Source organism: Sphingobacterium sp. B29 (genome assembly GCF_001952815.1).
Taxonomy (GTDB): Bacteria; Bacteroidota; Bacteroidia; order Sphingobacteriales; family Sphingobacteriaceae; genus Sphingobacterium; species Sphingobacterium siyangense.
Genome location: NZ_CP019158.1, coordinates 3,842,937 through 3,854,975, shown reverse-complemented (window position 1 = coordinate 3,854,975; position 12,039 = coordinate 3,842,937). Strand labels below are relative to the sequence as shown.

8 protein-coding genes and 1 pseudogene are annotated in these 12,039 nt (G+C 40.4%); 5 read left to right on the top strand and 4 right to left on the bottom strand.

The window, feature by feature from the left end; translation table 11 throughout:
* Window positions 1-199 precede the first annotated feature (199 nt).
* A complete protein-coding gene (locus BV902_RS16335) occupies window positions 200-1,315 on the top strand; it encodes an MFS transporter (protein WP_075992849.1) in 1,116 nt (371 codons plus the stop codon).
* 197 nt (window positions 1,316-1,512) lie between these two features.
* On the opposite strand, the gene smc is transcribed toward BV902_RS16335, so the two are convergent.
* Together smc and BV902_RS16325 are read right to left on the bottom strand one after the other, a co-directional pair.
* Window positions 1,513-5,055, bottom strand: coding sequence for a chromosome segregation protein SMC (gene smc, locus BV902_RS16330; RefSeq protein ID WP_075992848.1), 3,543 nt, complete (start codon window positions 5,053-5,055; stop codon window positions 1,513-1,515).
* 69 nt (window positions 5,056-5,124) lie between these two features.
* Window positions 5,125-5,829 carry a DsbA family oxidoreductase gene (locus BV902_RS16325; protein WP_075992847.1) on the bottom strand — a complete coding sequence of 235 codons (705 nt, stop codon included), beginning with the start codon at window positions 5,827-5,829 and terminating at the stop codon, window positions 5,125-5,127.
* A gap of 110 nt (window positions 5,830-5,939) precedes the next feature.
* On the opposite strand from BV902_RS16325, the gene BV902_RS16320 reads away from it, so the two are divergent.
* A complete protein-coding gene (locus tag BV902_RS16320) occupies window positions 5,940-6,755 on the top strand; it encodes a patatin-like phospholipase family protein (protein ID WP_075992846.1) in 816 nt (271 codons plus the stop codon).
* A 111-nt stretch (window positions 6,756-6,866) separates the two neighbouring features.
* On the opposite strand, the gene BV902_RS16315 is transcribed toward BV902_RS16320, so the two are convergent.
* The gene (locus BV902_RS16315; RefSeq protein ID WP_075992845.1) at window positions 6,867-7,781 is read right to left on the bottom strand and encodes a glycerophosphodiester phosphodiesterase family protein; all 915 of its coding nucleotides are present in this window, start codon (window positions 7,779-7,781) and stop codon (window positions 6,867-6,869) included.
* Window positions 7,782-8,159: 378 nt separating this feature from the next.
* Here BV902_RS16315 and topA point away from each other — a divergent pair.
* The 3 genes and pseudogenes from topA to cmk all read left to right on the top strand — a co-directional run bounded on the left by topA (window position 8,160) and on the right by cmk (window position 11,670).
* Window positions 8,160-10,555 (top strand): annotated as a pseudogene (topA, locus tag BV902_RS16310) (type I DNA topoisomerase).
* 6 nt (window positions 10,556-10,561) lie between these two features.
* Window positions 10,562-10,975 carry a hypothetical protein gene (locus tag BV902_RS16305; RefSeq protein WP_046672862.1) on the top strand — a complete coding sequence of 138 codons (414 nt, stop codon included), beginning with the start codon at window positions 10,562-10,564 and terminating at the stop codon, window positions 10,973-10,975.
* A complete protein-coding gene (gene cmk, locus BV902_RS16300; protein WP_075992844.1) occupies window positions 10,975-11,670 on the top strand; it encodes a (d)CMP kinase in 696 nt (231 codons plus the stop codon). Before BV902_RS16305 ends, cmk begins: the two co-directional genes overlap by 1 nt.
* 43 nt (window positions 11,671-11,713) lie before the next feature.
* Here the strand turns inward: cmk and BV902_RS16295 are convergent, their stop codons facing one another.
* On the bottom strand, window positions 11,714-12,007 hold the full coding sequence (locus BV902_RS16295; protein ID WP_075992843.1) for a hypothetical protein: 294 nt from the start codon (window positions 12,005-12,007) through the stop codon (window positions 11,714-11,716).
* Window positions 12,008-12,039 lie beyond the last annotated feature (32 nt).

Sequence of the window (12,039 nt, the reverse complement as noted above, 5' to 3'; positions counted from 1 at the left end):
ATTGTGGCGTTTTCATTACAAATACTTTTCATAAAATAGGTTAATATATGGCTAACGAAAGCTCAGAGTTCCCCACTCTGGGCTTTTTTATTTTTCAGCTCCTTTTTTGACGTGCAGACTCTTTTTTTGACTTGAGTCAATGTTTAGCTTTTTGATCCGCGGCATATTTGCACTCGAAATATAGTTAAACAAAAATTTTATGAGTGTAATTTTAGAAAAAGGACAAACAATTGGCTTCTACAAAGCCATAATTCCCATTATTGTATCGGTATTTGGAGTCTATTTGACTATTGGAATTGCTTTGGGGCTGCTTCCGAAGTTTATTGAGGGGAAATTAGGATACGACAGTTTTATTGTTGGTTTGGTCATTGGTTTGCAATCGCTCGCGACACTTCTTACACGCGCTTACTCGGGTAAAATTACCGATACGAAGGGGGCTAAGAAGAGCAAGATGTCGGGCGCTATTTTAGCTGTTTTAGCGGGATCAGCCTATGTTTTAGCTGTTTTTTTTCAATTTAGCAGCGGTACAGCGCTTGCATTGCTTCTTTTGGCCAGAGTAATGCATGGTATTGCAGAAAGTTTTCTGGTCACAGGAGCGCTTACTTGGGGGATCGGGTTGGTCGGACCGGCGCAGTCCGGAAAGGTGATGACCTGGAACGGTATTGCGATGTATGCTGGTATCGCTATCGGCGCCCCCCTAAGTATTTGGTTGGGACGAGTATCCGGAGACCTCTCCGCCTGTTTTCTTATGTTATTATTGCCAATGATGAGCTGGCTAGCCACGGTAAAACTGCCAGCCGTAGCCATTGATAAAGACCATATCCGTACACCGTTTTGTAAGGTGATAGGGGCGATTTCTGGACAAGGGCTTAGCCTGGCATTCTCTTCCATGGCATTTGGCTGTATTGCGTCCTTCATTGCCTTGTTCTTCAAGGCAATGAATTGGGGGGAGGCTTCATTGGCGTTTATGGTTTTTGGGACATGTTATGTGTTGACCAGAGTGTTCTTTGCATCATTTCCAGATAGATTTGGCGGTCTTAAAATAGCTTTGATATCATTGTTTATCGAAGTTCTGGGACAAGCGCTGATCTGGACTGCCACATCCAAAATGCTTGCAATAATAGGCTGCGGACTTACAGGTGTAGGGTTTTCCCTGGTATTCCCGGCTTTGGGTGTGCTAGCCATAAAAAAAGTTGCACCGCAGATGCGTGGTACATCACTTGGAGCTTATGTTGCGTTTGTGGATTTGTCGCTGGGACTGGCAGGACCATTGGCGGGAATGATCGCGGGCTCGTTTGGTTATCAGTCGGTCTAATTATTTGGGGGAATCAGCTGTCTGCTGTCTATCCTTATATTGATCTGCAACAGGAAATAAGCTTACGGAAATTCACAGCATGTTGCAGCAAAGAATTTCATTAAAGGCGAGAGGAAATTAAATTGATCTGTATAAATAAGACGGACCGGGTGTAGATCCCCTGAGTCCGTCTTATTTATTGTGTATTTCGTTGCTCACTAAGCAACTTCTCTTAGATCTACTGCAACTACACGGGATACACCTTGTTCAACCATAGTTACGCCATAGATGATGTCTGTACTTGCTATCGTTTTTTTATTGTGTGAGACCACGATAAATTGTGAATTCTTGGAAAAATCCCGGATAATATTATTGAATTTATCAATATTAGTATCATCCAACGGAGCGTCCACCTCATCGAATATACAAAAAGGTGCCGGTTTAGAAAGATAGAGTGAGAATAACAAGGCTGTTGAAGTCAAGGTCTTTTCACCACCCGAAAGCTGATTGATAGACAGCGGTCTTTTCCCTTTTGGTCTTGCAATAATGTCGATGTCTGAATCCAGCGGATTGCTTGGGTCTGTGAGCACCAGGTCGCAGCTGTCTTCTTCGTTAAATAGCGAACGGAATACCTTGACGAAATTATTCCTTACGGCATCGAATGTAAACATAAACTGAACTTGAGCGGTATCGTCAATTTCTTTTATTGTTGCCATCAATGAGCCTTTTGCTTCGATTAAATCAGCTTTCTCTTTGTTAATGAAATCATAGCGTTCATTCATCTCGTCAAAAGCCTCTTTTGCCATTAGATTGATCGTTCCAAATTCATCAAGCTGTTTCTTGAGTTTACTGCATTTGGTTGCCAATGTCGTCTGATCTTCTGTGATCTCAGGCACATCTTCACGGTCAATCAGGTCTTTCAGTTCAACGTTGAATTCAACAGAAAGACGTTCTTTCAAGGCATTGAGGTCGATCTGAAGACCCGTTTTTTTATCTTTGATCTCTGAAACAAGAAAGTCACTCTGTTCTTTTGAACGACGCTGCTGTGTCAGAGCATCTTCGAGGTTATTGATTTTCTGCTTATCTGCATAGTAGCCGTCTTCCAATTCTTTGAGACCATCTTCCAGGGCGATCTTCTGCTCATACATGGCAATAAGATCCTGATCTTCTTCATCTTCAAATGGAATGGTTGTTCTTAAAGCTTCCTGCACTTCAACTAATTCTGCACTGTTTCGCTCCACACGGATTTCGTGATCATCTTTCTGCGTCTCTCTAAATTCGAGATCTTTTGTGATATTGGAAACTTTGTTTAACTGTTGATGGTAAGCGATATTCTCTTGATTGTATGCGGTTGATTTTTCGTTAAGTACCTCAGATATTTCATGGAACTGATCTTGTAAAGTCGATAATTCGGCTATACTCTGTTCTTTTTCCAGACGGAGCTCCTGAAGCTGTGGCTCCGCAATTTTTAAATCCGATTCTATACCTTCAATTTTCTCCTGAATATCTTTTTTACGGGCCTGGGAGTTATTGATGAAGGCTTGGTATTGCTCTTGCTTTGTTTTGACGGTAATTAATTCATTATTCAGTCTATTGAGCTGAAAGCGCAGCTCATCTATTAACTCTTTCTGTGAATTGCCACGCAGTGCATCCAAACGAGCTGTTTCGGCCGTTATTTTATCTTCAAGTTTTGCTATTTCCTGATTTAAGGTTTTGATCTCTTGGGATAGCACTTCCAGATTTTTCGCTCTTCCGATACGTTTGCCCTCAAATAATCCCACTGAACCACCCGAAAGGCCTAAATGATGTTTCGAATAACGTCCATTTTTTTGTAGAATCACCTGTCCTAGAGCAGGTAGCTTTTCATCCAGCTCCTTTTCATTTTCATGTTTAAGGATGAAGACTTGCTGGAGCAGCATCGTACATAAAGCCTTGTACTTTTCGTCTACGTTAATCACATCTAACGCAGACATCAAATTGTCATTTGGTGCGGGGGCAGCGCTTGGGGAATCTACTATGGCATCTAAAACAAAGAAATTAGCTCTTCCTTTTGCTGCATCGCTCAATAGTTGGATAGCCTGAACGGCATCTTGTTGTGTTTCGACAACATAATGGTTCATAATAGGCTCTAGGTAGTTCTCAATAGCCACACGGTAATCTTCCTGACAGAAAAGGACATCTGATAGGAGTGGGGGCTGCTTTTTCCAGCCTGCATTTTTCTTGAGGAAGCGAATGGAATCGGGGAAACCTTCTAAATTATCAATAAGGGATTTCGTGAGGTTGTATTCGTTTTGTTTGGCATCTACCAGGCGGAGATCTTTGGCAAGCTGGGCCTTAAATTCCTCGAGGTTTGCCTGGCACTGATTAATCTGTCCTTGGAGCTCTTCTTCCTGCTGGTTTGCTGAATCGTACTGTAGCTGCTGTGCTTCTACACGGCCTTCCAATTCCATAACAGAGGAATTGAACTGCAGCAATTCGGCTTCTTTTGCTTCTGTATCTACACTATTGCGAACAGATTCTTGCAGAAGAGCTTCTTTCTGAATTGTGAATACCGCAAGATCTTTTTCTAATTTGTATATTTTTGCCTGTAATTCAGCATTGCTCTTATTAAAAATATCGAGCTTTCCCTTTGCAGATTGTTGCTGTCCTCTCAATTCGTCGACTTCGGTTTTATCCGATTCAAGATTTGTTTTTAACGAATCGAGTTTATTTTGCTCATCAAACAATTCTTCATTCAGTCGTTTGATGGTGTAGAGGACATGATTAAGCTGTTGTTTATCGCTGTTGATATCGAGGTTCAGTCGGTTTTCTTTATCTTGAAGATTTTTGACTTTTTCGTTTTTGATCTTCTTTTCCGATTCATAACCTCGGATTTTATTGACAAATTCCTGTGTTGTCTTTTGCTGTACCGAAAGGTTTTTTTCCTGTTCCAAATTTGTCTGGCGGAGTATTTGGAGTTCAGTTTCCGCGTTCAGAATATTTTGCTGTGCATTGACGGCATCTTTTTGAACCTTGGATTCTTGTGTCTGAAGTCTTTCTAATTCGGTCGAAAAATCAGCAATTCTATAATAAGCCAAATCTATACTGCTCTGGCGGTATTCTGCTTTAAGGGAGGTATATTTTTCAGCTTTTTTAGCTTGATTTTCTAATGATTTGAGATTCTTTGTGATTTCGTAAAGCAAGTCATCCACACGGGAAAGATCGGCTTCAGTATCTCTCAGCTTTGCTAAAGTTTGTTTTTTACGAACTTTATACTTCGAGATTCCGGATGCTTCTTCAAAGAGGTTGCGACGTGAATTATCTTTGTTGTTGATAATTTCATCAATCATTTTCAATTCGATGATCGAATAACTGTCGGCACCAACTCCGGTATCCAGGAACAGATCCGTGATATCTTTTAAACGACATTTGACATCATTCAATCGATATTCACTATCGCCGTTGCGAAACAGCTTACGGGTGACCGTCACTGTAGAGAATTCCGTTGGTAAAATATTATTGTTGTTGTTGAAGGTCAGCGAAACCTCTGCAAGGTTTGCCGGCTTTCTATTTTTCGTTCCATTGAAGATAATATTTTCCATTTTATCGGAGCGAAGCATCTTTGTACTTTGTTCCCCCAGTACCCAGCGTATGGCGTCGACCACATTGGACTTTCCGCATCCATTGGGACCGACAATCGCTGTGACACCATCATTGAAGTTGATCGTGATCTTGTCTCCGAAACTCTTAAATCCTTTAATTTCTAGTTTGGTTAACTGCATTTATACCAAATTTGTTTGTCGTTATAAGCTTGCGAAAATAGTAAAATTAAACAATAATTTTTTCTTTCTTTATTCACATTTTCCTGTTTCAGGATCACATGAAGGGCCTTCTTCGCCTCTGCGTTCAAGAGGTGCAGGCTGACCGGCCAGGCATTCATTTATTGTATTGTGAAAGACTTCCATGGGCTGTGCTCCGGGGATAGCGTATTTTCTGTCAAATACAAAGAAAGGAACACCTCGGAGTCCTAAGCTGACACCTTCTTGGATATCCTGTGCAACATCATAAGCAAATTCATCCGATTCCAATAAGTTTTTTACATCCTGAGCGGAAAGCTGCTCTTGCGTTGCGATAGTGACGAGAACCTCATTGTTATTTACATCGAGACCATCGGTGAAATGAGCCTTAAATAAGGCTTTTTTGATCTGAGTGCCTTTTTGCTGCGCCTGGGCAAAATGGATCAGACGATGAGCTTTTTTTGTATTTACAACGATTGCTTTTTCAAAATTCAGGTCAATACCCAGCTCTTTTCCCTGCGCACTGAGCTGTGAAGTCATTGCAACAACATCGTCCATGCTCATGCCTTTCGTTTGAACGAGGTAATCGTAGGTTGGCATTGCCGGAGCATCTTCGGGATAGTCGGGGTTAAGCTGATACGATTTCCAGATGATTTCAGCGGCTGGCTTACTTGCGGTTTGTTGAAGAGCCAATTCAAGCTTTGTCAAGCCAATATAACAAAATGGACAAATAATGTCCGACCAAATTTCTATTTTCATATTTCTTTTTTTACTGCGTATATTGTAATCAAAAATACATATAATAACGATGATTATCTGTTTACATTGTTGCTTGGATGTAAACAAGTGTTTCATGTACTTGTATAATTATGTTGGAGAAAGCTTTTTTGAATCGTAAAGTTACCCTTGTCCTGGGCGGAGGTGGTGCAAGAGGTCTTGTGCATATTGGTATTATTCGACGGCTTGAAGAGCTGGGCTTTGAAATCGATGAGGTGGTAGGTTGTTCAATAGGAGCACTTGTCGGTGGTATTTATGCGCAGGGGAAGATGGATGTTCTCGAAGACTGGATGCAGCGCCTGACGAAGAAATCGGTCTTTAATATGATGGATTTTAGCTGGAAGGGACTAGGAATGATGAAGGGGGTCAAGGTGTTTAACGCCTTGAAATCTGTGATCCCCGATGCTAATATAGAGACTTTTCCAATTTTGTTTAAAGCCGTTGCGACAGATCTAAACTACGAAAAGGAGGTTGTGCTGGATTTTGGGAGTATGTATGATGCCATTCGGGCTTCGATTGCAATTCCAGCTGTATTTACGGCGGTAGAAGAGGAGAACCATGTGTACGTTGACGGTGGTGTACTGAATCCATTGCCCATAAATCATGTAACCAAGAAAGAGAATTTAATCATTGCTGTCAATCTGGAATCTAAACCAGATAAACAATATTCTGTTATCAAAAAACTGGATCCGAGGACTTCGAACTCCTTGGATATTCTACAAGCCTCGTACTATGTGATGCGCAGGAAAATGAGCCGTATGATTGTTGATTTATACCATCCCGATGTGGTGGTGGATATTCCCTATAATATCTGTAACCTTTGGGATTATCACCGCTCTGAATTTTTGGTTCAAAAGGGACGGGAATATATTGACAAGGCATTAAAAAACAAAACCAAAGCAAAGTAGTTGAGACGATTAACGAACTGCTTTGCTTTGGTGTGGCTTGGTTTCTCTTGGCATTGAGATGAACTAGAACTCAATTTTTTTTTATTCTAAGCGAAACAAGCAAGGTGTTTGTTAAAACAAATTGGGGTAATCGCTAATGATTCCATCAACCTTTACAGCCTTCAGCTGTTCTATCTCGTCCTTTGTATTGACTGTCCATGGAATAACCTTGATATCCGCTTTGTGACACTGTGCAATAAAATCGCGTGTAGCTATTTTATAGTGCGGACTTATAATAAAAGGTGTAAAGCCCAAAGCTGCAATTGTTTGCTCAACGCTTTTGGTATAGTTTGCATCAATAAGATAAGAAACTTTGATTTGAGGATATGCTTTGTGCAGATATTTAATAGCTCTGCTGTCAAACGATTGGATGACGGTTCGTGAAGCAATTTTCTTATCAGTGATCACCTGCACCATAAGGTCCACAAATTCTTCTACCCTTGGATGGAAAATACCATCTTTATCTTCCTTACTCTTCACTTCGATATTATAAAACATCGGCGCTTTCCTTTTTACACTTGCGTAGGCTTCAGTACTGTCAATAAGGTCTGATAGTTTTGCTATACGCGTAACCTGTTTTTTCTGTTCAGGAAACTCTTTATAAAATTTCGATCCGATATCGTATTTAATCAGCTCTTTATAAAGCATATCATAAATTCTCAGTGGTTTATCTTTGTCAGAAATTTCGGAGCCATTGGGTTTCAGTACAAATTTTGGGTTAAGATAATCGTCGTGAAAGACCACAACCTTACGATCTTTGGTAATGTGGCAATCCATTTCCAGTGTGGTCACCTTTGCCAGATCTATTGCATTTTTCATGGCAGCGATAGACTCTTCAGGATATAGGCCGCGGCCACCGCGATGTGCTTCCAGACTAAGTTTAGGGAAATTGCCTGGATTTGATTTTGCTGAATCTTTCATAACTGAACAAGATACAAATGGTAATAACGTGCCCCAAAAGGCAATTCTGAGAAGACTTCTTTTCATTATTAAAATATTTAAACAAAATAGGGGAGTTGTTATATATTGCCCTTTTGAATAAGCGAATATACATATATATTTTACTTATACGTATTTTAACTGTTTCGAATATTTGGTTTTGCAACTTTATGAAGGTGGATTCGAAACAGAATAAAGTTAAATGAATTTGTTTCTGTCTGAAATAGACGGAAACAAAGTGGTTAGTGTGGCAAATTTGCTGGATCTGACAGCGTTTCTGTGTCGAGCTCAACTCCGTTGCGCGGTCCTTTGCTCTCGGATAAATTTCTTAATTGTTGACATGAAATCTATTTTTTTTGTCTTTTTTGCAAGAAATTATTGTCATTCCTTTCAGAATTCCCTTTATTTGCACAAATCTCAAATTAGATGGCGAAAAATTTATTGATAGTTGAGTCTCCAGCGAAAGCGAAAACGATAGAAGGGTATTTAGGAAAGGATTTTTTGGTCAAGTCAAGTTATGGACATATTCGCGACTTGGTGAAAACCGATGATGCAATTGATACCGAAAAGAATTTTGAACAAAAGTATGAAGTTCCCTCCGACAAAAAGGCGGTTGTAAGTGAACTGAAGAAATTGGCTAAAGCTGCAGAAACCGTTTGGTTAGCGTCCGATGAGGACGCGAAGGAGAGGCTATTTCATGGCACTTATTTGAGACTTTGGGATTAAAAGATGAAAGTACAAAAAGGATTGTGTTTCATGAGATTACGAAGCCAGCTATTCTGAAGGCTATTGACAATCCGCGTAAAATAGATTATAACTTAGTAAATGCACAACAAGCGCGAAGAGTTCTAGATCGATTAGTCGGTTTTGAATTATCTCCGGTTCTATGGAAAAAGGTGAAGCCTTCCTTATCTGCTGGTCGGGTGCAGTCTGTTGCGGTTCGTCTGATTGTAGATCGTGAGCGTGAAATCAATAAATTTGAACCAGAAGCGGCTTTTAAGATCGTTGCTTTTTTTCATACGGGCAAAATTAAAGACAGTTTTAAAGCCGAACTTCCGCAGCGTTTTGCAACAGAAGTAGAGGCAACCAAATTTTTGGAAGATTGTAAAGCAGCGCTGTTTTCAGTAAAAAATCTAGAAACAAAACCTGCAAAGCGTTCACCAGCGGCGCCATTTACGACATCAACATTACAGCAGGAAGCAAGTAGAAAGCTTGGATTTTCGGTTGCCCGCACCATGCAGGTGGCGCAAAGGCTGTATGAATCAGGACGAATTACCTATATGCGTACCGATTCTGTTAATTTGAGTGATACGGCGATTGAGGCTGCTGAAAAGGAAATCAAATCGGCTTACGGCAACCAGTACCATAAACTCAGAAAATATAAAACAAAAACATCGGGTGCACAAGAAGCACACGAAGCTATTCGTCCTACTTATTTCTCTGAGCACACCATTGATGGTGATGCATCCGAAAAAAGATTATATGAGCTCATTTGGAAAAGAGCAATTGCTTCCCAAATGAGTGAGGCGGAGTTTGAACGTACATTGGCAAAGATCGACATCTCAACCCGTACCGAAGATTTGAATGCTTCGGGAGAGGTTATGAAATTTGATGGGTTCTTGAAAGTTTACATGGAATCCTTGGATGACGATCAAGACAACGCGATGGACGAAGATAGTGACAATGCTATTCTTCCGCCGTTAGCCATTGGTATGCCATTGACTTTGAAAAACATGTCGGCAACGGAGCGTTTTACACGACCTCCAGCACGGTATACGGAAGCTGCTTTAGTGAAAAAATTGGAGGAATTGGGAATTGGCCGTCCTTCAACCTACGCCCCTACGATTTCAACTATTCAAAACCGCGGTTATGTTGTAAAGGAAGAGCGTGAAGGTAAATCGCGCGATTACCGTGTACTGACACTAAAGGATGCCGAATTAACAGCGGTAACAAAAACCGAAATAACCGGTGCCGAAAAAGGAAAAATGTTTCCAACGGATATCGGTGTTGTGGTAAATGACTTTTTGGTTGAACACTTCAACGGTATTGTGGATTTTCATTTTACGGCCAACGTAGAAAAGGAATTTGACGATATTGCGCATGGACTGACCGAATGGACAAAAATGTTGCATGATTTCTATGGGCCTTTTCATTCTGAAGTAGAAGATACTTTAGTAAATGCAGATCGTGCGAATAATGAGCGTGAGCTCGGTGTCGATCCAGTTTCCGGAAAGCCCGTTTCGGTTCGTATTGGTAAGTTCGGCCCATTGGTACAGATTGGTTCTCCTGACGATGAGGAAAAACCTCGTTTTGCTTCCTTGCGGAAGGGACAAATGATCGAAACCATTACTTTTGAGGATGCCATGGAATTGTTCAAATTACCGAAAAAAGTCGGTTTATTTGAAGATAAAGAAATGACTGTCGCGGTGGGACGATTTGGACCTTATATACGTCACAATTCATCGTTTTACTCCTTACCAAAAGGTGTTGATCCTTTGGACGTAACAGAAGAAGAGGCGATACAGATTATCAAAGACAAACGTCAGAAAGATATCGAGAAAGTGATTCGGGTTTTTGATGAAAATCCAGACGCTCAAATCGAGCAGGGACGCTGGGGGCCATTTATTCGTTTTGGTAAGCAAAATCTGAAAATCCCTAAAGGAACTGAGATCGAAAAAATCACGTATGCGGATGTGTTGAAATGGGCTGAGGCGGATGCTCCGAAAGGAAAAGCGACCAAAGCAAAAACAACAGAAAAGAAAACTGTAGCAAAAAAAGCTACAGCAAAGAAGGCTCCAGCTAAAAAAAACTACAAAGTCTAAATAAGGATGAAAGCAGATTTGCCTGAAAATATTGTCAAAGACATTATGATCGCCGTTGTTTTGGAAGGTGAGACGGTGGAGACAAAAAATTGGACTGTCTATGTGATCAATGACAAGAACATTGCCATTCAGAATGTGCTGATCAGCTCAAAAGGTTATGGTGAAAAGGATGGTCGGCAAGTAACAACAACGACTTTGCGTCATTTTATTGGAAATATAGAAGCTAAATCTTTCGATCGTGTTGAAGCGATTGACGAACAGGTATTCGGGTTGACAAATGAATATTGGTTGAGTTTTTATATTGATAATATTATTTACGATAAAAAATATATCTTTTTACCCGAAAGCATTGTGGATGGCAACCTGACTAAGGTTCCTTTGGTCAATCGTCCCGGTGTAATCATAGGAGGAAACGAATAATGAGTGGACGTCACAATTTTATTATCGCCATAGATGGTTTTTCCTCCTGCGGTAAAAGTACCCTGGCAAAGGCTTTGGCAAAAAAACTGAAGTTTGCCTTTATTGACAGTGGAGCTATGTATAGGGCCGTCACACTCTATTTTATCCGGCATGAGATAGCGCTGGATGATCAAGAAGCGATCGAAAATGCACTGAAAGATATCCACATTGATTTTATCCCAAATGCAATAAAAACAGAAATTCATCTAAATGATGAGGATATCTCGGAAGAGATCCGTCAGATGTATATTTCTGATAAAGTCAGCGATGTGAGTGCAATCAAAGCTGTTCGGGTTGCTATGGTTGCCCAGCAGCAAAAATTGGGTAGCAGACGAAATATTATTATGGATGGCCGTGATATTGGTACTACTGTTTTTCCAGATGCTGATCTGAAAATTTTTATGACGGCAGACCCTAAAGTACGTGCCGCGAGGCGTTATCTGGAGTTGACGGAAAAAGGAGAGGACGTGACTTTAGAAGAAGTCGTGGAGAATCTTTCTACACGTGACCGTATCGACAGTACGCGTGCGGAAAGTCCATTACGGCAAGCCGAAGACGCTATTGTTTTGGACAATTCAAATCTGACACCAGAACAACAGCTTCATTTTGTTGAAGAAGAATATTTAAAAGCTAGGGCTGCAAAAGCACAATCATAAAACAAAAAGAAGGCCGACTATTTAGCCGGCCTCCTTTTTTTAGCTATTTTACACTATTGATCTGCTGCTGTTCCAATAGTTTTCCAACGTTGTTTTTCTCTCCGAATTCTGCTGTCTGCTCTTGAAAAGACTCCAGAAGAGCTTTGATAGCATCTGAATTATCTGCTGTACGCTGATAGATATCGGGAATTGTTTTTTCAATATTCTTATCGCCGAGTTCAATGTTATCAACTTCGATTTTGCCTATTTTTTCCAAAACAGCTTGTTGACTATTTCTGACATCTTCTAATTCTCTTGCTATTTTTTCCATCAATTGGAATTTCTTCAATTTATCCATATGAAATCGTTTTGGTTACTATAATAAGAACA

What these genes read in the sequence shown, in the direction of transcription:
- BV902_RS16325 (WP_075992847.1), bottom strand. Translation starts at nt 5,829, where the DNA reads ATGAAAATAGAAATTTGGTCGGACATTATTTGTCCATTTTGTTATATT.
- BV902_RS16315 (WP_075992845.1), bottom strand. Translation starts at nt 7,781, where the DNA reads ATGAAAAGAAGTCTTCTCAGAATTGCCTTTTGGGGCACGTTATTACCA.
- BV902_RS16305 (WP_046672862.1), top strand. Translation starts at nt 10,562, where the DNA reads ATGAAAGCAGATTTGCCTGAAAATATTGTCAAAGACATTATGATCGCC.
- BV902_RS16335 (WP_075992849.1), top strand. Translation starts at nt 200, where the DNA reads ATGAGTGTAATTTTAGAAAAAGGACAAACAATTGGCTTCTACAAAGCC.
- BV902_RS16295 (WP_075992843.1), bottom strand. Translation starts at nt 12,007, where the DNA reads ATGGATAAATTGAAGAAATTCCAATTGATGGAAAAAATAGCAAGAGAA.
- cmk (WP_075992844.1), top strand. Translation starts at nt 10,975, where the DNA reads ATGAGTGGACGTCACAATTTTATTATCGCCATAGATGGTTTTTCCTCC.
- BV902_RS16320 (WP_075992846.1), top strand. Translation starts at nt 5,940, where the DNA reads ATGTTGGAGAAAGCTTTTTTGAATCGTAAAGTTACCCTTGTCCTGGGC.
- smc (WP_075992848.1), bottom strand. Translation starts at nt 5,055, where the DNA reads ATGCAGTTAACCAAACTAGAAATTAAAGGATTTAAGAGTTTCGGAGAC.